Consider the following 23,181-nt stretch of genomic DNA (forward strand, 5'->3'; position numbering starts at 1 on the left):
CGACTTGATGATCCTTCGCCGGGTGGTGGAGATCACAAAGCTGATCAAGACCCCCGTGTCGCAGATCACAGACCCACAGGCATAGGATGCACCGCAGTTGGGCTTGTGACCTGCTTCACATGCACGCGATCTTGGTAGGCGCTCCGGGAGTGACCTGGGGGGCTTCCCGAGGTGGCAGAGGCTCATGGGGCCTACGGGACGGGAGAGTTCCGCAGGGCTCGTGGGGCGCATGGGGCGGGTGACGGGTTCGAAGCCTCCCCGGCCCCGTGGTCGCGGGGGGACCGCCGAAGCAGTCAATGCCGACTGAGAGGAGCGAGGAGCGGTGAACGCATATGCGCCCATCCTCGTACTGGGAGCCCTCGGGGCAGGCTTTGCGATCTTCTCCGTGGTCATGGCCACGCTTATCGGTCCAAAGCGATACAACCGGGCGAAGCTCGAAGCGTACGAATGCGGTATCGAACCGACACCGACGCCAGCGGGCGGCGGGCGGTTCCCGATCAAGTACTACCTGACGGCGATGCTCTTCATCATCTTCGACATCGAGATCGTCTTCCTGTACCCGTGGGCCGTCAGCTTCGACGCCCTGGGTCTTTTCGGGCTCGTGGAGATGTTGCTCTTCGTGCTCACCGTCTTCGTCGCCTACGCGTACGTGTGGCGGCGCGGCGGCCTGGAATGGGACTGAAACCCGCGAGGGACAGAAGGGTCTAGGAGCCACCCATGGGACTCGAAGAGAAACTGCCGAGCGGATTTCTGCTGACCACCGTCGAACAGGCCGCGGGCTGGGTGCGCAAGGCGTCCGTCTTCCCCGCCACCTTCGGCCTCGCGTGCTGCGCGATCGAGATGATGACGACGGGCGCGGGCCGCTACGACCTCGCGCGCTTCGGCATGGAGGTGTTCCGCGGTTCACCGCGCCAGGCCGACCTGATGATCGTCGCCGGCCGCGTCAGCCAGAAGATGGCGCCCGTGCTGCGGCAGGTCTACGACCAGATGCCGAACCCCAAGTGGGTCATCTCGATGGGCGTCTGCGCGTCCTCGGGCGGCATGTTCAACAACTACGCGATCGTCCAGGGCGTCGACCACGTCGTGCCCGTGGACATCTACCTGCCGGGCTGCCCGCCGCGGCCCGAAATGCTGCTGGACGCGATCCTCAAGCTGCACGAGAAGATCCAGACCTCCAAGCTCGGCGTCAACGCCGAGGAGGCGGCCCGCGAGGCGGAGGAAGCGGCCCTCAAGGCGCTCCCGACCATCGAGATGAAGGGGCTGCTGCGATGAGCGAGGGCAACGGCGTGAACCCCGACCGGGAACTCAACGCCCAGAACCTCCCGGGCCAGCGCGGCGACCACGGCGAGGAGATCCGCGTCCAGCGCGGCATGTTCGGCGCCGGGGGCACCGGGGACACCTCCGGCTTCGGCGGGCTGGTCCGCTCGGTGCGGCTGCCCGGCGAGGCCACCCGCCCCTACGGCGGCTGGTTCGACGAGGTCGCCGACGAACTCGAAGGCGCCCTGGAGGAACAGGGTCTCGTCCCCGAGGAGGCGATCGAGAAGACGGTCGTCGACCGCGACGAGTTGACCTTCCACATCGAGCGCGGCTATCTGGTGCGCGTCGCCCAGATCCTGCGCGACGACCCGGCGCTCCGCTTCGAACTGTGCACCGGCGTCAGCGGGGTGCACTACCTCGGGGACCGGGGCCGCGAACTGCACGCCGTCTACCACCTGCGCTCGATCACCCACAACCGGTTGATCCGCCTGGAGGTCTCGGCCCCCGACGCCGACCCGCACATCCCCTCGCTGGTCCGCGTCTACCCCACCAACGACTGGCACGAGCGCGAGGCGTACGACTTCTTCGGCATCGTCTTCGACGGCCACCCCGCACTCACCCGGATCATGATGCCGGACGACTGGCAGGGCTTCCCGCAGCGCAAGGACTACCCCCTGGGCGGCATCGCCGTCGAGTACAAGGGCGCCCAGATCCCGGCTCCCGACCAGCGGAGGTCGTACTCCTGATGACCACTTCATCTGCCTTCCCGAGGGAAACGACCGAAGGCGCCGTCTACACGGTCACCGGTGGCGACTGGGACGAGATCGTCGAGTCCGCCGCCAAGGCCGACGACGAGCGCATCATCGTCAACATGGGTCCCCAGCACCCCTCCACGCACGGGGTGCTCCGACTGATCCTGGAGATCGACGGGGAGACGGTCACCGAGGCCCGCTGCGGCATCGGCTACCTCCACACCGGCATCGAGAAGAACCTCGAATACCGGACCTGGACCCAGGGCACCACCTTCGTGACCCGCATGGACTACCTGACGCCGTTCTACAACGAGGCGGCGTACTGTCTGGCGGTCGAGAAGCTGCTCGGCATCGAGGACGAGGTCCCCGACCGGGCCACCGTGATCCGGGTGCTCCTGATGGAGCTCAACCGGCTGTCGTCGCACCTGGTCTGCATCGCCACCGGCGGCATGGAACTCGGCGCGACCACCATCATGATCTACGGCTTCCGCGACCGCGAACTCATCCTCGACATCTTCGAACTGATCACCGGCCTCCGGATGAACCACGCGTTCATCCGGCCCGGCGGACTCGCCCAGGACCTGCCCCCCGGCACGATCGACCACCTGCGCGACTTCCTCAAGAAGATGAAGAAGAACCTCCCCGAGTACGACAAGCTCGCCACCGGGAACCCGATCTTCAAGGCCCGCATGCAGGACGTCGGTTACCTCGACCTCACCGGCTGCATGGCCCTCGGCGCCACCGGACCCGTACTGCGCTCCGCCGGCCTCCCGCACGACCTGCGCAAGTCCCAGCCGTACTGCGGCTACGAGACGTACGACTTCGAGGTCCCGACCGCCGACACCTGCGACTCCTACGGACGCTTCCTGGTCCGGCTGGAGGAGATGCGGCAGTCACTGCGGATCGTCGAGCAGTGCATCGACCGGCTGGAGCCCGGCCCGGTCATGGTCGCGGACAAGAAGATCGCCTGGCCCGCCCAGCTCGCCCAGGGCCCGGACGGACTCGGCAACTCCCTCGACCACATCAAGAAGATCATGGGCACCTCCATGGAGGCCCTGATCCACCACTTCAAGCTGGTGACCGAGGGCTTCCGGGTCCCCGCCGGCCAGGCGTACACCGCCGTCGAGTCGCCCAAGGGCGAACTCGGCGTGCACGTGGTGTCCGACGGCGGCACCCGCCCCTTCCGGGTCCACTTCCGCGACCCGTCCTTCACCAACCTCCAGGCCATGGCGGCGATGTGCGAAGGCGGCCAGATCGCCGACGTCATCGTCGCCGTCGCGTCCATCGACCCCGTGATGGGAGGCGTCGACCGGTGACCGCCACACCCGCTCACCCCGCACCCCGAGAGGTGGGCCTGGGCATGCCCCAGCTGCCCGCCGCCGACTACCCGGCCGACGTCCGCTCCCGACTCGAAGCGGACGCCGAGGAACTGATCGCCCGCTACCCCGACTCCCGCTCCGCGCTCCTGCCGCTGCTGCACCTCGTGCAGGCCGAGGAGGGGTACGTCACCCGGACCGGGATGCGGTTCTGCGCCGACGTGCTCGACCTGACCACCGCCGAGGTCACCGCCGTCGCCACCTTCTACTCGATGTACCGGCGCAAGCAGGGCGGTGACTACCAGGTCGGCGTCTGCACCAACACGCTGTGCGCCGTCATGGGCGGCGACGCCATCTTCGAGAGCCTGAAGGAACACCTCGGCGTCGACAACGGCGAGACCACCGAGGACGGCACGGTCACCCTCGAACACATCGAGTGCAACGCGGCCTGCGACTTCGCCCCCGTGGTGATGGTCAACTGGGAGTTCTTCGACAACCAGACCCCCGCCTCCGCCCGGCGCCTCGTCGACGACCTGCGCACCGGCGCCACCGTCGAGCCCACCCGCGGCGCCCCGCTGTGCAGCTTCAAGGAGACCTCCCGCATCCTCGCCGGCTTCCCCGACGAGCGCGCCGGAGCCGTGGACGCGACCGGCGGCGCCGGCCCCGCGTCCCTGATCGGACTGCGCCTGGCCCGCGGCGAGTCCGCCGCCCGCGTCGTCCACCCGCGCGCCGGACACCACGACCCGCACACACCGCAGACCCCGCACACACCGCAGGACACGCCGGCACCCGACCCGTCACACCCGGCGGGCCCGGCCAGCGGGGACACCGAGGAGGGAGCGTGATGACCTTGGCGCCGGAGATCAGCCACAGCAACCCGGAGAAACTGCTCTCACCGGTTCTGTCGGCCTTCTGGGACGAGGAGAAGTCCTGGTCACTGGACGTCTACCGACGGCACGAGGGCTACGAAGGGCTCCGCAAGGCCCTCGCCATGTCGCCCGACGACGTCATCGCCTACGTCAAGGAGTCCGGCCTGCGCGGCCGGGGCGGCGCGGGCTTCCCCACCGGGATGAAGTGGCAGTTCATCCCCCAGGGAGACGGCAAACCCCACTACCTCGTGGTCAACGCGGACGAATCGGAGCCCGGGACCTGCAAGGACATCCCGCTGCTCTTCGCCAACCCGCACTCCCTCATCGAGGGCATCGCCATCGCCTGCTACGCCATCCGCTCGCAGCACGCCTTCATCTATCTGCGCGGTGAGGTCGTCCCCGTGCTGCGCAGGCTGCACGAGGCCGTGCGCGAGGCGTACGACGCGGGCTTCCTCGGCAAGGACGTCCTCGGCAGCGGCCTCGACGTCGTCGTCCACGCCGGCGCCGGCGCGTACATCTGCGGCGAGGAGACCGCTCTCCTGGACTCGCTGGAAGGTCGCCGCGGCCAACCGCGACTGCGCCCCCCCTTCCCTGCCGTCGCGGGCCTGTACGCGTGCCCCACTGTGGTGAACAACGTCGAGTCCATCGCTTCGGTTCCCGCGATCCTCAACCGGGGCAAGGAATGGTTCCGTTCGCTCGGCAGTGAGAAGTCCCCGGGCTTCACCCTGTACTCGCTCAGCGGCCACGTCGCCGGCCCCGGCCAGTACGAGGCACCCCTGGGGATCACCCTGCGCCAACTGCTCGACATGAGCGGCGGGATGCGCCCCGGACACCGCCTCAAGTTCTGGACGCCCGGCGGCTCCTCCACCCCGATCCTCACCGAGGAACACCTCGACGTCCCGCTCGACTACGAGGGCGTCGCCGCCGCCGGCTCCATGCTCGGCACCAAGGCCCTCCAGTGCTTCGACGAGACGACCTGCGTGGTGCGCGCGGTGACCCGCTGGACCGAGTTCTACGCCCACGAGTCCTGCGGCAAGTGCACCCCCTGCCGCGAAGGCACCTACTGGCTCGTCCAGTTGCTGCGCGACATCGAGGCCGGCCGCGGACTGATGCGCGACCTCGACAAGCTGAACGACATCGCCGACAACATCAACGGCAAGTCCTTCTGCGCCCTCGGCGACGGAGCCGCGTCGCCGATCTTCTCCTCGCTCCAGCACTTCCGCGCCGAGTACGAGGAGCACATCACCGGCCGGGGCTGCCCCTTCGACCCCGCCCGGTCCACCGCCTGGGCCGACAACCCCGCCGACACCTCGGAGGTGAACGCATGACGGTCACCACGAGCACCCCCTCCGGGGGCGGCGACGCGGTGCTCCCGCCCGTGGACCTCGTCACCCTGACCGTCGACGGCGTCGAGATCAGCGTGCCCAAGGGCACCCTGGTGATCCGCGCCGCCGAACTCCTCGGGATCGAGATCCCCCGCTTCTGCGACCACCCCCTGCTCGACCCCGCGGGCGCCTGCCGCCAGTGCATCGTCGAGGTGGAGGGCCAGCGCAAGCCCATGGCCTCCTGCACCATCACCTGCACCGACGGGATGGTCGTCCGCACCCAGGTCACCTCCCCGGTCGCCGAGAAGGCGCAGCGCGGGGTGATGGAACTGCTGCTCATCAACCACCCGCTGGACTGTCCCGTCTGCGACAAGGGCGGTGAGTGCCCGCTCCAGAACCAGGCCATGTCGGTCGGTGCCCCGGACACCCGCTTCGAGGGCAGGAAGCGCACCTACGAGAAGCCCGTCCCCATCTCCACCCAGGTGCTCCTCGACCGCGAACGCTGCGTGCTGTGCGCCCGCTGCACCCGCTTCAGCAACCAGATCGCCGGCGACCCGATGATCGAACTCGTCGAGCGGGGCGCCCTGCAGCAGGTCGGCACCGGCGAGGGCGACCCCTTCGAGTCGTACTTCTCCGGCAACACCATCCAGATCTGCCCGGTCGGCGCGCTCACCTCGGCCGCCTACCGGTTCCGCTCCCGCCCCTTCGACCTGGTGTCCTCGCCCAGCGTGTGCGAACACTGCTCCGGCGGCTGCGCCACCCGCACCGACCACCGGCGCGGCAAGGTCATGCGCCGCCTCGCGGCCGACGACCCCGAGGTCAACGAGGAGTGGATGTGCGACAAGGGCCGCTTCGGGTTCCGCTACGCCCAGCGGCCCGACCGGCTCACCCACCCGCTGGTCCGCAACGCCGACACCGGTGAGCTGGAGCCCGCGAGCTGGCCGGAGGCGCTGGACGCGGCGGCCCGCGGACTGGCCGCGGCCCGCGGCCGGGCCGGGGTGCTGACCGGCGGGCGACTGACCGTGGAGGACGCCTACGCGTACGGCAAGTTCGCGCGGGTGGCCCTCGACACCAACGACGTCGACTTCCGGGCCCGGGTGCACAGCGCCGAGGAGGCCGACTTCCTGGCCGCCCGGGTCGCCGGCCGCGGCCGGGACCTCGACGGCAGCGGACTCACGTACCGCACGCTGGAGCGGGCGCCCGCCGTGCTCCTCGTCGGCTTCGAGTCCGAGGAGGAGGCCCCCGGGGTCTTCCTGCGGCTGCGCAAGGCGTGGCGCACCCACGGACAGCGGGTGTTCGCGCTCGCCACCCACGCCAGCCGGGGACTGGAGAAGGCGGGCGGCACCCTGCTGCCGGCCGCCCCCGGCACCGAGACCGAGTGGCTGGACGCCCTGGCCACCGGGATCGGTCTGGAGGCCGGGGGCACCGGGGCCGCCGAGGCGCTGCGCACCGAGGGGGCCGTGCTGGTCGTCGGCGAACGCCTCGCCGGGGTCAAGGGCGGTCTGACGGCCGCCGCACGGGCCGCCACCGCGACCGGCGCCCGACTGGTGTGGATCCCGCGCCGGGCCGGCGAACGCGGCGCGGTCGAGGCGGGCGTCCTGCCGACGCTGCTGCCGGGCGGCCGGCCGGCCACCGACCCGCGGGCCCGTGGCGAGGTCGCCGCGGCCTGGGGCCTCGCCGAACTCCCGCTCCGCCGGGGGCGGGACACCGCCGAGATGGTGGCGGCCGCCGCGGACGGAGTGCTCGGCGCCCTGCTGGTCGGCGGGGTCGAGGTCGAGGACCTCCCGGACCCGGCGCGCGCCCGTGCCGCGCTCGACGGGGCCGCGTTCGTGGTCAGCCTGGAACTGCGGCCCAGCGAGGTCACCGACCGCGCGGACGTGGTGTTCCCGGTCGCGGCGGTCGCCGAGAAGGCCGGCACCTTCCTCAACTGGGAGGGCCGCGCCCGGCCGTTCGAGGCCGCGCTCAAGCCCGACCAGATGTCCCGCCGGGTGGCGCCCACCGATGCGCGCGTCCTCCAGATGCTCGCCGACGCGATGGACGTCCACCTGGGCCTGCCGGACCTCGTCACCCTGCGCCGGGAGGTGGACCGGCTCGGCGGTTGGAGCGGTCCGCGGGCCGACGACCCGGTGACCGCCGGCGGCGCGCTGCCCCGCCCGGCCGCCGGTGAGGCCGTGCTCGCGGGCCACCGGATGCTGCTCGACCGGGGCCGGCTCCAGGACGGCGACGACGCGCTCGCCGGGACCCGGCACGCCGCGGTCGCCCGGCTCTCGGCGGCCACCGCGGCCGAGGCGGGCGTCGCGAACGGCGAGGTCCTCACCGTCACCGGGCCCGCGGGCAGCACCGCGCTGCCGTTGCAGGTGACCCCGATGCCCGACCGGGTCGTGTGGCTGCCGCTCAACTCGGCGGGCGCGGGCGTCGCCGCCGACACCGGGGCGCTGCCCGGCGCCCTGGTCCGGATCGGCCCGGCGGCCCCGCCGGCGTCGGCGTCACAGGAGGGTACGGAGGTGGAGTCATGACGCCCCCGGCGCTGACGTCGCTCGCCCTGGAAGACCTGTCCATGTTCGGCCGCGACCCGTGGTGGCTGGTGGTCATCAAGGCGGTGTTCTGCTTCGCCTTCCTGATGGTGACCGTGCTGGTGTCCATCGTCTGGGAGCGCAAGGTCGTCGCCTGGATGCAGTTGCGGATCGGCCCCAACCGGCACGGTCCGTGGGGCATGCTCCAGTCGCTCGCCGACGGCATCAAGCTGATGCTGAAGGAGGACGTCATCGTCAAGCGCGCGGACAAGGTGGTCTACGTCCTCGCGCCGATCGTCGCGGCGGTGCCCGCGTTCATGGCGATCGCGGTGATCCCGTTCGGCCCCGCCGACAACCAGGTGTCCATCTTCGGGCAGCGCACCACGATGCAGCTCACCGACCTGCCGATCGCGATGCTGTACGTGCTCGCGGTCGCCTCGGTCGGCATCTACGGCATCGTGCTGGCCGGCTGGAGCTCCGGATCGACGTACCCGCTCCTCGGCGGCCTGCGCTCCTGCGCGCAGATGATCTCGTACGAGATCGCCATGGGCGCCGCGTTCGCCTCGGTGTTCCTGTACTCCGGCTCGATGTCCACCTCGGCGATCGTGGACGCGCAGGCGGACCGCTGGTTCGTGGTGCTGCTGCCGGTGTCGTTCCTGATCTACGTGGTCACCATGGTCGGCGAGACCAACCGGGCGCCGTTCGACATGCCGGAGTCCGAGGGCGACCTGGTCGGCGGCTTCAACACCGAGTACTCGTCGATCAAGTTCGCGATGTTCATGCTCGCCGAGTACGTGAACATGGTGACGGTCTCCGCGGTGTCGGTGACGCTGTTCCTGGGCGGTTGGCGGGCCCCGTACCCGATCAGCACCTTCTGGGAGGGCGCCAACCAGGGCTGGTGGCCGATGCTCTGGTTCATCGTCAAGGTCCAGCTGCTGTTGTTCTTCTTCATCTGGCTGCGCGGCACCCTGCCCCGCGTCCGCTACGACCAGTTGATGAAGCTCGGCTGGAAGGTCCTGATCCCGGTCTCCGTGGTGTGGCTGATGCTCGTCGCCACCGTGCGGACCCTGCGCAACGAGAACTACGACTTCGCCGACATCGCGCTCTACGTCGGCGGCGGCATCCTCGCCCTGTTGTTGCTGTCGATCGTGGTGGACATCTTCCGCGACCGCGGCCGGGCCCGGACCGCCGCCGAACAGGCCGTGGAACCGCCGCCGTTCGACCCGTTGGCGGGCGGGTTCCCGGTGCCCCCGCTGCCCGGCCAGGAGCTGCCGGCCGTGCCGCGCAGGCGTTCGCGGCGGGAGCGGGAGCTCGTCACCAGCGGCGGGCCGGACCCGACGAGCGAGCAACCCGTGGGCGGGACCACCGACGGAAAGGAGGCGTCCGATGGCTGAGCGATCCCCCGAGCCGGACGACACCCGGGCGGCCAAGCAGGGGTTCCAGAACCCCGTGGCGGGCTTCGGCGTGACGTTCAAGGCGATGTTCAAGAAGCGGCTGACCGAGCAGTACCCGGAGCAGCCGAAGACCACGGCGCCCCGCTTCCACGGCCGTCACCAGCTGAACCGGCACCCGGACGGCCTGGAGAAGTGCGTGGGCTGCGAGCTGTGCGCCTGGGCGTGCCCGGCCGACGCCATCTACGTGGAGGGCGCCGACAACACCGAGGAGGAGCGCTACTCGCCCGGTGAGCGCTACGGCCGCGTCTACCAGATCAACTACGCCCGCTGCATCCTGTGCGGGCTCTGCATCGAGGCGTGCCCCACCCGGGCGCTGACGATGACCAACGAGTTCGAGTTGGCGGACAGCAGCCGCGAGAACCTGATCTACACCAAGGAACAGCTGCTCGCCGGTCTGGACGAGGGCATGGTCGACAGCCCGCACTCGATCTTCCCGGGCGCCGACGAACAGGACTACTACCAGGGCCTGATCACCCGTGCGGCTCCGGGGACGGTGCCCCAAGCGGCCGTCTCCAAGGGCGAGAAGCCCGAGGGCGACGAGTCCGCCCAGGCCGCGGGGGGCGGTGTGCCCGAGCCGTCGGCACAGCGCGCTTCGGCGGCCCGGCGGGCGGAAGGGAGCCAGGAGTGAACCAGCTCGCCGCCGCCACGTCGACGGGTGAGGCGATCCAGTTCTGGATCCTCGGAACGGTCGCCGTCATCGGCGCGCTGTGCACGATCCTGATGCGCAAGGCGGTGCACAGCGCGCTCTGCCTCGCCGGGACCATGATCATCCTGGCGGTGTTCTACCTCGCCAACGGCGCGTACTTCCTCGGGATCGTCCAGATCGTCGTCTACACCGGCGCGATCATGATGCTGTTCCTCTTCGTGGTCATGCTCGTCGGCGTGACCGCCGCGGACTCCCTCAAGGAGACCATCAAGGGCCAGCGCTGGTTGGCCGTGGCCTGCGGCCTCGGCTTCGGCGCCCTGCTGATCGGGGGCATCGGCAACGCCGCGATCACCGAGTCGCAGGGCCTCGCCCAGGCCAACGCCGGCGGCAACGTCGAGGGGCTGGCCGCCCTCATCTTCACCAAGTACGTCTTCGCCTTCGAGATCACCGGCGCGCTGCTGATCACGGCGACCGTCGGCGCCATGGTGCTCACCCACCGGGAGCGCACCGAGCGGGCGAAGACCCAGCGCGAGCTGGCCGAGCAGCGGGTGCGCGCGAACACGCACGTGCCGCCGCTGCCCGCGCCGGGCGTCTACGCCCGGCACAACGCCGTCGACATCGCCGGTCTGCTGCCGGACGGCACCCCGTCCGAACTGACCGTCAACCAGACGCTGCGCGCGCGGGGCCAGATCCGTGACGTGTCCCGGGACGCGCTCGACGACCTGAAGGCCATCGAGCGGAGCTCCGAGGACCGGCTGGAGCGGACCCGGCCCGAGGAGGCGTCGAAGTGAACCCGATCAACTACCTGTACCTCGCCGCCCTGTTGTTCACCATCGGGGCCACCGGCGTACTGATCCGACGCAACGCGATCGTGGTGTTCATGTGCATCGAGCTGATGCTGAACGCCTGCAACCTCGCGCTCGTCGCCTTCTCCCGGATGCACGGCAACCTCGACGGGCAGATCATCGCGTTCTTCACGATGGTCGTCGCCGCCGCCGAGGTCGTGGTGGGACTCGCGATCATCGTGTCGCTGTTCCGTTCCCGGCATTCGGCCTCGGTCGACGACGCCAGCCTGATGAAGCTGTAAGGGGACCCTGAATCGTGGAGAACCTGATCGCGCTGCTGGTCGCGGCGCCCCTGCTCGGAGCGGCGGTCCTGCTCTGCGGCGGCCGTCGGCTCGACCGCACCGGCCATCTGCTCGGCACGGCCCTCGCCGGTGCGTCGTTCGTCATCGGTGCGGTGCTGTTCGCGGACCTCCTCGGCCGGAGCGCCGACGACCGCACGCTGCACCAGCACCTGTTCAGCTGGATCCCCGTCGAGGGCTTCCAGGCGGACATCGCCTTCCAGCTCGACCCGCTGTCGATGACCTTCGTCCTGCTGATCACCGGTGTGGGCACCCTGATCCACGTCTACTCGATCGGCTACATGGAGCACGACGAGCGGCGCCGCCGCTTCTTCGGCTACCTCAACCTGTTCCTCGCGGCGATGCTCCTGCTGGTGCTCGCCGACAACTACCTCCTGCTGTACTTCGGTTGGGAGGGCGTGGGCCTCGCCTCGTACCTGCTGATCGGCTTCTGGCAGCACAAGCCCAGCGCGGCGACCGCCGCCAAGAAGGCGTTCCTGGTCAACCGGGTCGGTGACATCGGCCTGTCCATCGCGATCATGCTGATGTTCACCACCTTCGGGACCTTCGCCTTCGGGCCGGTCCTGGCGTCCACCGGGGAGGTCTCCGAGGGCACGCTCACCGCGATCGGCCTGATGCTGCTGCTGGCGGCCTGCGGCAAGTCCGCGCAGGTGCCGCTCCAGTCTTGGCTGGGGGACGCGATGGAGGGCCCCACCCCGGTCTCCGCGCTGATCCACGCGGCGACCATGGTGACCGCCGGCGTCTATCTGATCGTGCGCTCCGGCGCCATCTTCAACGCGGCTCCGGACGCGCAGCTGGTCGTCGCCATCGTCGGCACGGTCACGCTGCTGTTCGGTGCGATCGTCGGTTGCGCCAAGGACGACATCAAGAAGGCGCTCGCCGGTTCGACCATGTCGCAGATCGGCTACATGGTGCTCGCCGCGGGGCTCGGCCCGCTGGGCTACGCCTTCGCGATCATGCACCTGGTGACGCACGGCTTCTTCAAGGCCGGGCTGTTCCTGGGGGCCGGGTCCGTGATGCACGGCATGAACGACGAGGTCGACATGCGCAAGTACGGCGGCCTGCGGAAGTACATGCCGGTCACCTTCGTCACCTTCGGCCTCGGCTACCTCGCGATCATCGGCTTCCCCGGTCTGTCCGGCTTCTTCTCCAAGGACAAGATCATCGAAGCGGCGTTCGCCAAGGGCGGCGTCGAGGGCTGGATCTTCGGCGGTGCGGCCCTGCTGGGCGCGGTCATCACCGCGTTCTACATGACCCGCGTGATGATCATGACGTTCTTCGGCGAGAAGCGCTGGCAGCCCGATGCGGACGGCAACCCGCCGCACCCGCACGAGTCGCCCCGCTCGATGACCATCCCCATGATCATCCTGGCCTTCGGTTCGGTGTTCGCGGGCGCCCTGTTCAGCATCGGCGACCGCTTCCAGCACTGGCTGGAGCCCGTCATCGGCCACACCGAGCACGGCAACCCGCCGCTCAGCGCCCTGACCGTCACCCTGGCCACGGTCGTCGCACTGGTCCTCGGCGCCGGCGTCGCCTACGTCATGTACGGTCGCCGCCCCGTTCCGGTGGTCGCCCCGCGCGGCTCCCTGCTCACCCGCGCCGCCCGTCGCGACCTCCTCCAGGACGACTTCAACCACGTCGTCCTGGTCCGCGGCGGCGAGCACCTCACCCGGTCCCTGGTGTACGTCGACCACACCCTGGTCGACGGGGTCGTCAACGGCACCGCCGCCTCCGTCGGCGGACTGTCGGGGCGGCTGCGCCGACTCCAGAACGGTTACGCGCGCTCGTACGCGGTCTCGATGTTCGGCGGCGCGGCTGTCCTCATCGCCGCGACCCTGCTCATGAGGGCGGTCTGAAGCCATGTCCTTTCCCCTGCTCACCGCGACGGCGGTGCTCCCGGCGCTCGGTGCGATCGCCACCGCCGCCGTCCCCGCCGCGCGCCGCACCGCCGCCAAGTGGCTGGCGCTGCTCGTCTCGCTGGCCACCCTGGCCCTCGCGGTCGCCGTACTGGTCCGCTTCGAACCGGGCGGCGACCGCTACCAACTCACCGAATCGCACGCCTGGATCAGCGACTTCGGGGTGCGCTACGAACTCGGGGTCGACGGCATCGCCGTGGTCCTCATCGCGCTCACCGCGCTGCTGATCCCGTTCATCATCCTCGCGGGCTGGCACGACGCCGACCCCCTGGAGACCCACAACTCCCGCTGGCGCCCGACACAGGGCTTCTTCGCCCTGATCCTCGCCGTCGAGGCGATGGTGATCCTCTCCTTCGAGGCCACCGACGTCTTCCTCTTCTACATCTTCTTCGAAGCCATGCTCATCCCGATGTACTTCCTCATCGGCGGCTTCGGGGACCGGGCCCACGAGGGCGGCGACAAGGCCGCGGCCACCCAACGCTCCTACGCCGCGGTCAAGTTCCTGCTCTACAACCTCGCCGGCGGCCTCATCATGCTCGCCGCGGTGATCGGCCTCTACGTGGTCGCCGGGAGCTTCTCGCTCCAGGAGATCGCCGAGGCCCGCGCCAACGGTTCGCTGGAGATGGCGACCAGCACCGAACGCTGGCTGTTCCTCGGCTTCTTCTTCGCCTTCGCGGTGAAGGCGCCCCTGTGGCCGCTGCACACCTGGCTGCCCAACGCGATGGGCGAGTCCACGGCACCGGTCGCCGTGCTGATCACCGCCGTCGTCGACAAGGTCGGCACCTTCGCGATGCTCCGCTTCTGCCTGGGCCTGTTCCCCGAGGCGTCCCAGTGGGCCACCCCGGTGGTGATCGTCCTCGCCCTGATCAGCATCGTCTACGGGGCGCTGCTCGCGGTCGGCCAGCGCGACATCAAGCGGCTGATCGCGTACGCGTCGATCTCGCACTTCGGGTTCATCGTGCTCGGCATCTTCGCGATGACCTCCCAGGGCCAGAGCGGCGCCACGCTCTACATGGTCAACCACGGCATCTCGACGGCGGCCCTGATGCTCGTCGCCGGGTTCCTGATCACTCGGCGCGGCTCCCGGCTCATCGCCGACTACGGGGGCGTCCAGAAGGTCGCCCCGGTGCTCGCCGGGACTTTCCTGATCGGCGGTCTCGCCACCCTCTCGCTGCCCGGACTGGCCCCGTTCGTCAGTGAGTTCCTGGTCCTGGTCGGCACCTTCTCGCGCTATCCGGCCGCCGGGATCGTCGCGACCCTCGGCATCGTCCTGGCCGCGCTGTACGTGCTCGTCCTCTACCAGCGGACGATGACCGGCCCGGTCAAGCCGGAAGTCGCGTCCATGCCCGACCTACGAGTGCGGGAACTCGTGGTGGTGACCCCGCTGATCGCCCTGCTGCTCTTCCTGGGCGTCTTCCCGAAGCCGCTCACGGACATCGTCAACCCGGCGGTCGAGCACACCATGTCCGACGTCCAGAAGAAGGACCCCCAGCCCGAGGTGGAGGCGGCCAAGTGAACGCATCAGCCGTCCACAGCCTGTGGACAACAGCGGCCGATCCCCTCAACAAGATCGACGCACCCAAGATCGAGTACGGGCAGCTCTCGCCCGTCCTGATCGTGATCGTCGCGGCGGTCCTCGGCATCCTCGTGGAAGCCGCGGTCCCGCGCAAAGCGCGCTACCACGCCCAACTCCTGCTGTCGGTGGGTGCCCTGGCCGCCGCCTTCGCCGCGGTGGTGGCGCTCGCCGCGAGCGGGTACGCCACCACCAAGGCGGGCATCGCCGCCATGGGCGCCATCGCGGTCGACGGCCCCGCCCTGTTCCTCCAGGGCGTCATCCTGCTGACCGGGATCGTCGCGGTCTTCACCTTCGCCGAACGGCGCCTGGACCCGGCCGCCCACGGCAACCGCGTCGACTCCTTCGCCGCGCAGGGGGCCGCCACCCCCGGCAGCGACAACGAGAAGGCCGCGGTCCGCGCCGGGTTCACCACCACCGAGGTGTTCCCGCTCGCCCTGTTCGCGATCGGCGGGATGCTCGTCTTCCCCGCCGCGAACGACCTCCTGACGCTCTTCATCGCCCTGGAGGTCTTCTCGCTGCCGCTGTACCTGCTGTGCGCGTTGGCCCGCCGCAAGCGGCTCATCTCCCAGGAAGCGGCCGTCAAGTACTTCCTGCTCGGCGCCTTCGCCTCCGCCTTCACCCTCTTCGGCATCGCCCTGCTGTACGGGTACGCGGGCTCCGTCTCGTACGCCACCATCGCCCAGGTCGTCGACGGCACCGTCGCCGAGGTCACCCCCGCGCTCGCCGAGACCATGGGCAACGACGCGCTGCTGCTCGTCGGCGCGGCCATGCTGATCATGGGCCTGCTCTTCAAGGTCGGCGCGGTGCCGTTCCACATGTGGACCCCGGACGTCTACCAGGGCGCGCCGACCCCCGTCACCGGGTTCATGGCCGCGGCCACCAAGGTCGCCGCCTTCGGCGCGCTGCTGCGCGTGCTGTACGTGGTGCTGCCCGGGCTGCGCTGGGACTGGCGACCGGTGATGTGGGGCATCGCCATCCTCACCATGCTGGGCGGTGCGATCGTCGCGATCACCCAGACGGACATCAAGCGACTGCTCGCCTACTCGTCCATCGCGCACGCGGGATTCATCCTCGCGGGTGTCATCGCGGCGTCCCCGGAGGGCGTCTCCTCGGTGCTCTTCTACCTGGGCGCGTACTCCTTCGTGACCGTCGGCGCCTTCGCCGTGGTCACCCTGGTGCGCGACGCCGGCGGCGAGGCCACGCACCTGTCCAAATGGGCGGGGCTCGGCCGGCGCTCGCCCCTGGTCGCGGCGGTGTTCGCGGTGTTCCTGCTGGCCTTCGCCGGCATTCCGCTGACCTCCGGCTTCTCGGGCAAGTTCGCCGTGTTCAAGGCGGCCGCCGAAGGGGGCGCCGGGGCGCTGGTCGTGGTCGGTGTGCTGTCGTCCGCGATCGCCGCGTTCTTCTACATCCGGGTGATCGTGCTGATGTTCTTCAGCGAGCCGAACCCCGAGGGGCCGACCGTGGCGGTGCCCTCCGTGCTGACCTCCACGGCGATCGCCGTGGGCGTCGCGGTGACCCTGGTGCTGGGCGTCGCCCCCCAGTACTTCCTCGACCTCGCAGGTCAGGCGGGGGTGTTCGTGCGCTGACCCGCCCGGCCCGCACCGGCTCGACACCTCGACGGCCCGCCCCCCGGCGGGCCGTCGACGTGTTCCCCGCCCGGTACGGCGCCGGGGACGGTCAGGCCGAGGCGCCGCTGTCGATGACCAGGTCGGCGCCGACCACCGAACCCGCCGCGGGCGAGGCGAGGTACAGCACCGCCTCCGCCACCTCCGCCGCCTGGGCGACCCGGCCCAGCGGGTTCTCCGTCTTCATCCGCTCGGCACGGTCCGCCGCCGTCTCGCCGGGCCGCAGCGACATCGGGGCGTCCACGGCCCCGGGGCTGACCGCGACGATGCGGACGCCCTGGTGGATGTGGTCCAGCGCGGCGGCCCGGGTCAGCGCGGAGACCGCCGCCTTCGAGGTGAGGTACGCGGCGGCGTTCGGGATGCGCTGGTGGGCGCCCAGGTTGGAGGAGACGTTGACGATGGTGCCGCCGCCGTTCTCCCGCATGTGCGCGATCTCGTGCTTCATGGCCAACCAGACGCCGGTGACGTTGGTCCGCAGCACCGCGTCCCAGTCCTCCTCGCTCACCTCCGCGACGGGCACGGCGCCGCGGAGTATCCCCGCGTTGTTGACCGCGACGTCCAGGGAGCCGAAGCGGGCGACGCCCTCCCGCACGAGGTTGCGGAGCCGGTCGGAGTCGGTGACGTCGACGGTGACGGCGGCGGCCGTGCCGCCGGCCGCCTCGATCAGGGCGACCGTCGCGTCCAGGGGCGCCGCGGTGCGTCCGGCGACGACCACGGACGCGCCCTCCGCGGCGAAGGCGAGCGCGACGGCGCGGCCGATGCCGGACCCCGCGCCGGTGACGAGGACGGTCTTGCCGGGGAAACGGTTCATTGCGGTGACTCCTTGGAAGTGGTGGACGAGCGGGTGCGGTGGTTCAGGAGGGCGACGGCGGCGAGCGCGGCCCCCGTCGCGGCCAAGGACGCGGCGTCGTCGCCGAGCGCGAGCAGGAGCGCGAACAGGACGGTCGGGCCGAACTCCATCGCGGTGTTCAGCACGCCGCCCGCCAGCCCGCTCTGCTGCTCCGACACGCCTTCGGTGGCGAGCACCGCGGCCCCCGCGAAGGAGGCCGCCGCGCCGGCCGACAGCAGGACGAGGCCCGGCAGCAGTCCGTAGCCGTAGGGGACGTGGGCGTCGGTCCCGGTGAGGGCGAGGAGGGCGAGGCCGACCGCGCCGGTGCCCAGCCCGGCGGCGGTGACGGTCCGGGCCCCGTACCGGTCGACGAGCGGCCTCGCCGCGCGGCCCGCGGCGAGCAGGACGACGGCGAACGGCACGAACGCGGCCGAGGTGCGCAGCGGTGACCAGTCCCGCTCCTGCTGGAGGTGGAGCGAGAAGACCAGGAAGGTCAGTGAGGTTCCGCAGGCGCTCAGGGCGATGGCCCCGAGCGCGGCGCCCCGGCGCCGGTCGAGCAGGAAGCGGGGCGGCAGCAGCGGGTCGCGGGCGCGGCGCTCGACGTACCAGAAGGCGACCAGGAGCGCGGTCCCGCCGAGCAGCGGTACGAGCACGCTGCCGGACGTCCAGGGGAGGGCGTGGGTGACGACGAGCCCGTAACTGGTGGAGGTGATGCCCGCGGTGGCGAGCAGGGCGCCCGTCAGGTCGAGCGCCCGGCCCCGGCTCGGGGCGGTGGCGAGCGGCAATCGGGGGGCGAGGACGAGGGCGGCCACCGCCACCACGAGCGGTACGGCGAAGGTCCCGCGCCAGGACAGCAGGGTCGCGATGACGCCGGAGAGCAGGTTGCCGGCGGTCGCGCCGAGCACCGAGAGCCCGCCCCAGACGGCCATCGCCCTGCCGTACGCGGCGGCGGAGGGGAAGACGGTGCGCAGCACGGCCATGGCGGCGGGGGCGATCAGGGCCGCTCCCGTGCCCTGCGCGAAGCGCGCGGCGAGCAGGGTTCCCGGGCCGGGGGCGATGAGGGCGGCGGCCGAGGCGGCACCGAAGAGGACCAGGCCCGCGGTGAGGGCGGGCCGCCCGCCGTAGCGGTCGGCGAGGCGTCCGCCGCAGAGCAGGAGCCCGGCGAAGGTCAGCCCGTAGGCGGCGTTGAGCAGGATCAAGTCGGCGTGGCGCAGGTCGAGTTCGCGCTCGATGAGGGGTAACGGTACGGAGATCGAGGTGAAGGTGAAGATCAGGGTGGCCTGGACGCTGCCGAGCAGGACGAAGGCGTATCGCTGCTTCTGCTTCTGCTTCTGCTTCTGCTTCTGGTGGGTGGCGTGGTGGGCGGTGCCCGTGACGGTCATGTCCTCCCCCTATTTTTGACCGATCAGTCCATTATTCGGGCAGGGTGCGGGGTCTCCGTGGGTGGCGTGGGTGTGGGGTGGTCGAGGCGGGGTGAGGTGGGGCGGTGGTGGTGGGGGGCGTGTTTCAGTCCAGCAGGGTCAGCGCCTGCTCGGCCGCGTCCCGTACCCGGGCCGGGTCCTGTGACGCCTTGCCGACGATCCGCACGCCCTGGAGCATCACGAAGAGCAGCCGGGCCAGTGCCCGCGGATCGCGGTCCGCGGGCAGCTCGCCCTGGGCCTGGGCCCGCACCAGTGCGGAGTGCAGCGGGGTCTCGACGTGTTCCCAGCTGAGCTCGACCCGGTGGGCCGCCGCGGCGTCGTGCGACGCCAGCTCGGCGGCGGTGTTGGTGATGAAACAGCCGTTCCGTCGGGTCTCGGGGGCGGCGGCCTCCGCGGCGAAGCGCCGCACCACCGCCCGTACCGCCGGGAGGACGGGGCCCGGCTGGGACAGTTCGGCGAGCAGTGGCGGGTCGCGCAGCTCGACGTACCGGTCCATCGCCTTCAGGTACAGCTCGTGCTTGTTGCCGAAGGTCGCGTAGATGCTGGCGCGGCCGATGCCCAGGTGCTCGACGAGGTCCGTCATCGAGGTCGCCTCGTAGCCGCGCTGCCAGAACAGCTCTAGGGCCGACTGGAGGGCGGCGTCCGGATCGAATTCCTTGGTCCTGGCCACGGCATGACCATAGGGGTATCAGGAACGATCGGTCAATTATTGCTGCTCGGTGATCGGTCGGTGATCGGTCGGTGGTCGGGGACCGCGTGCTTCGGCCGGGTTGTGGATAACTCGTCACGCTGTCGGCGGGTGCGCCTATCGTGGGGTGCGTGGTCGAGGTGGACGCGGTGGACGAGGTGGACGGGGATCAGGTGACCGGGGTGACGGAGACGGTGGGGGCACAGACGACGGCCGTGGCCGAGCGTGAGCGCAGTGCTGCGCTGGACACGCTGCGGCGGGTGTTCGGGTACGAGGCGTTCCGCGGGGACCAGGAAGAGGTCATCGAGCACGTGGTCGCCGGTGGCGACGCCGTGGTCCTCATGCCCACCGGTGGCGGCAAGTCCCTCTGCTACCAGATCCCGGCCCTGGTCAGACGGGGTACGGGCGTGGTGGTGTCGCCCCTGATCGCGCTGATGCAGGACCAGGTGGACGCGCTGCGCGCCCTCGGGGTCAGCGCCGGCTTCATCAACTCCACGCAGGACTTCGACGAGCGGCGGACGGTCGAGGCCCAGTTCGTCGCGGGCGAGCTGGACCTGTTGTACCTCGCTCCCGAGCGGCTGCGGCTGGAGTCCAGCCTCGATCTGCTGTCCCGCGGCGAGGTCTCGGTCTTCGCGATCGACGAGGCGCACTGCGTCGCCCAGTGGGGCCACGACTTCCGGCCCGACTACCTGGCGCTCTCCGTGCTCGGCGAGCGCTGGCCCGACGTCCCCCGGGTCGCCCTCACGGCCACGGCGACCGCCGCCACGCACCAGGAGATCACCGCACGGCTCGGCATGCCCCGGGCCAAGCACTTCGAGGCGAGTTTCGACCGGCCCAACATCCAGTACCGGATCGTGCCGAAGGCCGAACAGCGCAAGCAGTTGCTGTCCTTCCTCCAGCGGGAGCACGCGGGCGACGCGGGCATCGTGTACTGCCTGTCGCGCGCCTCGGTGGAGAAGACGGCGGAGTTCCTGGTGCGCAACGGCATCGCCGCCGTCCCGTACCACGCGGGTCTCGACGCCCGTACCCGCGCCGAGCACCAGTCCCGCTTCCTGCGCGAGGACGGCCTGGTCGTCGTGGCGACGATCGCCTTCGGCATGGGCATCGACAAGCCCGACGTCCGGTTCGTCGCCCACCTCGACCTGCCGAAGTCCGTCGAGGGCTACTACCAGGAGACGGGACGCGCGGGCCGGGACGGGCTGCCGTCCACGGCCTGGATGGCGTACGGGCTCAACGACGTGGTCCAGCAGCGCCGGATGATCCAGTCCGGCGACGGCGACGAGGCGTTCCGCCGCCGGGCCGGGGCCCATCTGGACGCGATGCTGGCCCTGTGCGAGACCGTGGAGTGCCGCCGGGCGCGGCTGTTGCGGTACTTCGGCCAGGAACCCGAGCAGGAGAGCTGCGGCAACTGCGACACCTGCCAGACCCCGGCCGAGACCTGGGACGGCACGGTGGCCGCGCAGAAGGTGCTGTCGACCATCGTCCGGCTGGACCGCGAGCGGCGACAGAAGTTCGGGGCGGTCCATCTGGTCGACATCCTGCGGGGGCGCCGGACGGCCAAGGTCATCCAGTTCGACCACGACCAGCTCTCGGTGTTCGGCATCGGCGAGGACCTGAGCGAGGCCGAGTGGCGCGGGGTCATGCGGCAGCTGCTCGCCATGGAACTCATCGGGGTCGAGGGCGAGTACAGCACCCTGGTGCTCACCGAGGGGAGCGGGCCGGTCCTGCGCGGGGAGCGCAAGGTGCCCCTGCGCAAGGAGTCCGAGCGGCCCACCTCCCGGGCGGCCCGGGCGCCGGCCGGCGAACGCAAGGCGAAGGCCCCCGTCGACCTCGCCCCGGAGCTGTTGCCGGTCTTCGAGGCGCTGCGCGCCTGGCGGGCCGAGCAGGCGCGGGAGCAGGGCGTGCCGGCGTACGTCATCTTCCACGACGCGACCCTGCGGGAGATCGCTGCGCTCGCCCCCACGACCGTCGCGGAGCTGGGCGGCGTGGGCGGCGTGGGCGAGAAGAAGCTCGCGACCTACGGCGAGGGCGTGCTCGGTGTCCTGGCGGCGGCGGGCGCGGGCGGCTCAGCCGGCGCGGGCGCGTCCACCGGCGCGGGCGCGCCGGACGGCGGGGGTCCGTCGGCCCCGGCAGCCCCCGCCGGACCGGCTCCGGACGCCGGTGGAGCGCCGTCGGGCGCGCGGGCCGCCACCCGGGCCCCCGCCCGGGAAGCCGTCGCGTCCTCCGCCGCGGACGACGCGTTCGACTGGAGCGCCGAGCCGGAGGAGCCGGACGACCTCGGCTGGTGACCGCCCGGCTGACCGCCCGGTCGGCCGCCCGGCGGGGCGCGCTGCTCCCGTCCGCCGCGCGGCCGAGCCGGTGGGAGCCGTTCAGCCGCCCGCGACGACCCGTCCGTGCACTTCGCCGAGGCCGACCCGGACGCCGTCCGGACCCGGGGCCCAGGCGGTGAGGGTCACCTCGTCCGCGTCCCGCAGGAAGGTGCGCGGGCCGTCGGGGAGGTCCAGCGCGTCCCGCCCGTTCCAGGTGAGCTCCAGCAGGGAGCCGCGCTGGTCGGGCCGCGGGCCGCTGACGGTCCCGGAACCGTAGAGGTCGCCGGTGCGCAGCGAGGCGCCGTTCACCGTCATGTGGGCGAGTTGCTGCGCGGCCGTCCAGTACATCGTGGCGAAGGGCGGTTCGGCGACGGTCCGGCCGTTGATCGCGACGCTGATGCGCAGGTCGTAGCCGCCGGGCTCCTGACCGCCCGGCTCGCCGGACGCCTCGGGGGAGTCGTCGAGGTAGGGCAGCAGTGCGTGGGTGCGCGGCGGCGGGGCGGTCCGGGCGTCGTCGAGGGCGTCGAGGGGGGTGATCCAGGCGGCGACCGAGGTGGCGAAGGACTTGCCCAGGAACGGGCCGAGCGGCACGTACTCCCATGCCTGGAGGTCCCGCGCCGACCAGTCGTTGAGCAGGCACAGTCCGAAGACGTGCTCGCGGAAGTCCCCGAGGGCGACCGGGGAACCCTGTGCGGAGGGGACGCCGACCACGAACCCGACCTCGGCCTCGATGTCGAGCTTCACCGAGGGCCCGAACACCGGCGCCGGATCGTCGGGACCCTTGCGCTGCCCCTGCGGCCGGACCACGTCGGTCCCGGACACCACCACGGTGCCCGACCTGCCGTGGTAACCGATCGGGAGGTGCTTCCAGTTGGGCGTCAGGGAGTCCTCGGCGTCGGGGCGGAAGATCCGTCCGACGTTGCGCGCGTGGTTCTCGGACGCGTAGAAGTCGACGTAGTCCGCCACCTCGAACGGCAGGTGCAGCGTCACCTCGGACAGCGGGTACAGCAGCGGTCGTACGGTCTCCCGGTGCGCCGGCACGGTCACCCACGCGGTCAGCGCGCGCCGGACGTCGCTCCAGGCGGTGCGTCCGGCCGCGAGCAGCGGGTTGAGGGTGGGCCGCGCGAGCAGCGACACGTAGGGCGAACCGAGCGCGGCGGCGACCGCCCCGGCGTCGAGCACGTGGTTCCCGAGGCGCACGCCGACCCGGCGTTCGTCCGGGGCGCCGGCGCCTTCCGGGGCGGTGGGGGAGGCGGGTGACGCGGGCGGGGAGAAGACACCGTACGGAAGGTTGTGCGGACCGAAGGGGTCACCCGCGGCGAGGTCGAGGGGGTCGCCCTGGGGACGGTCGAGCGGGGTGTGCTCGTGGGGGTCGGGCATCGCTGCTGCCTCACTTTCCGTGTGGTTGGGGCACACGTTACGTCCCCGTGGTGGTGCGGGGGCAGTGACGGAAGGGCTCGCGGTGCCCGATCGGTCGGCCGACCGGATTCCGGTTCTTCGGGTCTGCCGTCCGGGCATGCGCCGATGGGCCGCCGGACGCC

General features: G+C 71.1%; 19 protein-coding genes. 15 read left to right on the top strand and 4 right to left on the bottom strand.

The window, feature by feature from the left end:
- The first annotated feature begins 322 nt into the window (after positions 1–322).
- The 14 genes from ACFYOU_RS18815 to nuoN are packed head-to-tail and all read left to right on the top strand — an operon-like array spanning position 323 to position 16,354.
- Complete coding sequence (locus ACFYOU_RS18815) at positions 323–682, top strand: NADH-quinone oxidoreductase subunit A (RefSeq protein ID WP_073792966.1); 360 nt, start codon at positions 323–325, stop codon at positions 680–682.
- Positions 683–717: 35 nt separating this feature from the next.
- Positions 718–1,272, top strand: coding sequence for a NuoB/complex I 20 kDa subunit family protein (locus tag ACFYOU_RS18820; protein WP_385494988.1), 555 nt, complete (start codon positions 718–720; stop codon positions 1,270–1,272).
- Positions 1,269–2,003, top strand: coding sequence for an NADH-quinone oxidoreductase subunit C (locus ACFYOU_RS18825; RefSeq protein WP_389768506.1), 735 nt, complete (start codon positions 1,269–1,271; stop codon positions 2,001–2,003). Before ACFYOU_RS18820 ends, ACFYOU_RS18825 begins: the two co-directional genes overlap by 4 nt.
- Positions 2,003–3,325, top strand: coding sequence for an NADH-quinone oxidoreductase subunit D (locus ACFYOU_RS18830; RefSeq protein WP_387003646.1), 1,323 nt, complete (start codon positions 2,003–2,005; stop codon positions 3,323–3,325). Before ACFYOU_RS18825 ends, ACFYOU_RS18830 begins: the two co-directional genes overlap by 1 nt.
- Positions 3,326–3,369: 44 nt before the next feature.
- Positions 3,370–4,170 (top strand): NADH-quinone oxidoreductase subunit NuoE, encoded by an 801-nt coding sequence (nuoE, locus tag ACFYOU_RS18835; RefSeq protein ID WP_391306933.1) that lies wholly within the window; start codon positions 3,370–3,372, stop codon positions 4,168–4,170.
- Entirely contained in the window at positions 4,167–5,522 is a 1,356-nt protein-coding gene (gene nuoF, locus ACFYOU_RS18840; RefSeq protein ID WP_391306935.1) for an NADH-quinone oxidoreductase subunit NuoF, read from the top strand. The genes nuoE and nuoF overlap by 4 nt, the downstream gene beginning before the upstream one ends.
- The gene (locus tag ACFYOU_RS18845) at positions 5,519–8,035 is read left to right on the top strand and encodes an NADH-quinone oxidoreductase subunit G (protein ID WP_391306936.1); all 2,517 of its coding nucleotides are present in this window, start codon (positions 5,519–5,521) and stop codon (positions 8,033–8,035) included. Before nuoF ends, ACFYOU_RS18845 begins: the two co-directional genes overlap by 4 nt.
- Positions 8,032–9,426 carry an NADH-quinone oxidoreductase subunit NuoH gene (gene nuoH / locus ACFYOU_RS18850; protein WP_389768492.1) on the top strand — a complete coding sequence of 465 codons (1,395 nt, stop codon included), beginning with the start codon at positions 8,032–8,034 and terminating at the stop codon, positions 9,424–9,426. Before ACFYOU_RS18845 ends, nuoH begins: the two co-directional genes overlap by 4 nt.
- The gene (gene nuoI / locus ACFYOU_RS18855; RefSeq protein ID WP_391306939.1) at positions 9,419–10,114 is read left to right on the top strand and encodes an NADH-quinone oxidoreductase subunit NuoI; all 696 of its coding nucleotides are present in this window, start codon (positions 9,419–9,421) and stop codon (positions 10,112–10,114) included. The genes nuoH and nuoI overlap by 8 nt, the downstream gene beginning before the upstream one ends.
- Positions 10,111–10,923, top strand: a complete 813-nt coding sequence (locus tag ACFYOU_RS18860) for an NADH-quinone oxidoreductase subunit J (protein ID WP_385494998.1) — start codon at positions 10,111–10,113, stop codon at positions 10,921–10,923. The genes nuoI and ACFYOU_RS18860 overlap by 4 nt, the downstream gene beginning before the upstream one ends.
- On the top strand, positions 10,920–11,219 hold the full coding sequence (gene nuoK / locus ACFYOU_RS18865) for an NADH-quinone oxidoreductase subunit NuoK (protein ID WP_385494999.1): 300 nt from the start codon (positions 10,920–10,922) through the stop codon (positions 11,217–11,219). Before ACFYOU_RS18860 ends, nuoK begins: the two co-directional genes overlap by 4 nt.
- 14 nt (positions 11,220–11,233) lie before the next feature.
- Entirely contained in the window at positions 11,234–13,132 is a 1,899-nt protein-coding gene (gene nuoL / locus ACFYOU_RS18870) for an NADH-quinone oxidoreductase subunit L (protein ID WP_391306940.1), read from the top strand.
- Between the two features lie 4 nt (positions 13,133–13,136).
- Positions 13,137–14,708, top strand: a complete 1,572-nt coding sequence (locus ACFYOU_RS18875; protein ID WP_389768481.1) for an NADH-quinone oxidoreductase subunit M — start codon at positions 13,137–13,139, stop codon at positions 14,706–14,708.
- Positions 14,705–16,354: an NADH-quinone oxidoreductase subunit NuoN gene (gene nuoN / locus ACFYOU_RS18880; protein ID WP_391306942.1), complete on the top strand. Its 1,650-nt coding sequence runs from the start codon at positions 14,705–14,707 to the stop codon at positions 16,352–16,354. The genes ACFYOU_RS18875 and nuoN overlap by 4 nt, the downstream gene beginning before the upstream one ends.
- 91 nt (positions 16,355–16,445) lie before the next feature.
- Here nuoN and ACFYOU_RS18885 read toward each other — a convergent pair whose 3' ends face one another.
- From ACFYOU_RS18885 to ACFYOU_RS18895, 3 genes are all read right to left on the bottom strand, one after another.
- Positions 16,446–17,204, bottom strand: coding sequence for an SDR family oxidoreductase (locus tag ACFYOU_RS18885; protein ID WP_391306944.1), 759 nt, complete (start codon positions 17,202–17,204; stop codon positions 16,446–16,448).
- Positions 17,201–18,604, bottom strand: coding sequence for an MFS transporter (locus tag ACFYOU_RS18890; protein ID WP_391306946.1), 1,404 nt, complete (start codon positions 18,602–18,604; stop codon positions 17,201–17,203). Before ACFYOU_RS18890 ends, ACFYOU_RS18885 begins: the two co-directional genes overlap by 4 nt.
- A gap of 124 nt (positions 18,605–18,728) precedes the next feature.
- Positions 18,729–19,313: a TetR family transcriptional regulator gene (locus ACFYOU_RS18895; protein WP_391306948.1), complete on the bottom strand. Its 585-nt coding sequence runs from the start codon at positions 19,311–19,313 to the stop codon at positions 18,729–18,731.
- 191 nt (positions 19,314–19,504) lie between these two features.
- Between ACFYOU_RS18895 and recQ the strand changes: the two genes are divergently transcribed.
- Complete coding sequence (gene recQ / locus ACFYOU_RS18900; protein WP_391307238.1) at positions 19,505–21,619, top strand: DNA helicase RecQ; 2,115 nt, start codon at positions 19,505–19,507, stop codon at positions 21,617–21,619.
- A gap of 81 nt (positions 21,620–21,700) precedes the next feature.
- Here the strand turns inward: recQ and fahA are convergent, their stop codons facing one another.
- Complete coding sequence (gene fahA, locus ACFYOU_RS18905) at positions 21,701–23,020, bottom strand: fumarylacetoacetase (RefSeq protein WP_391306950.1); 1,320 nt, start codon at positions 23,018–23,020, stop codon at positions 21,701–21,703.
- Between the last annotated feature and the right edge of the window lie 161 nt (positions 23,021–23,181).

Origin of the sequence: Streptomyces sp. NPDC005955 (assembly GCF_042871255.1) — a bacterium.
GTDB lineage: Bacteria > Actinomycetota > Actinomycetes > Streptomycetales > Streptomycetaceae > Streptomyces.

Coding starts and splice junctions, on each gene's coding strand:
- nuoH (WP_389768492.1), top strand. CDS start 8,032: ATGACGCCCCCGGCGCTGACGTCGCTCGCCCTGGAAGACCTGTCCATG.
- ACFYOU_RS18890 (WP_391306946.1), bottom strand. CDS start 18,604: ATGACCGTCACGGGCACCGCCCACCACGCCACCCACCAGAAGCAGAAG.
- ACFYOU_RS18825 (WP_389768506.1), top strand. CDS start 1,269: ATGAGCGAGGGCAACGGCGTGAACCCCGACCGGGAACTCAACGCCCAG.
- ACFYOU_RS18885 (WP_391306944.1), bottom strand. CDS start 17,204: ATGAACCGTTTCCCCGGCAAGACCGTCCTCGTCACCGGCGCGGGGTCC.
- ACFYOU_RS18845 (WP_391306936.1), top strand. CDS start 5,519: ATGACGGTCACCACGAGCACCCCCTCCGGGGGCGGCGACGCGGTGCTC.
- fahA (WP_391306950.1), bottom strand. CDS start 23,020: ATGCCCGACCCCCACGAGCACACCCCGCTCGACCGTCCCCAGGGCGAC.
- nuoI (WP_391306939.1), top strand. CDS start 9,419: ATGGCTGAGCGATCCCCCGAGCCGGACGACACCCGGGCGGCCAAGCAG.
- ACFYOU_RS18830 (WP_387003646.1), top strand. CDS start 2,003: ATGACCACTTCATCTGCCTTCCCGAGGGAAACGACCGAAGGCGCCGTC.
- nuoE (WP_391306933.1), top strand. CDS start 3,370: ATGCCCCAGCTGCCCGCCGCCGACTACCCGGCCGACGTCCGCTCCCGA.
- ACFYOU_RS18875 (WP_389768481.1), top strand. CDS start 13,137: ATGTCCTTTCCCCTGCTCACCGCGACGGCGGTGCTCCCGGCGCTCGGT.
- ACFYOU_RS18820 (WP_385494988.1), top strand. CDS start 718: ATGGGACTCGAAGAGAAACTGCCGAGCGGATTTCTGCTGACCACCGTC.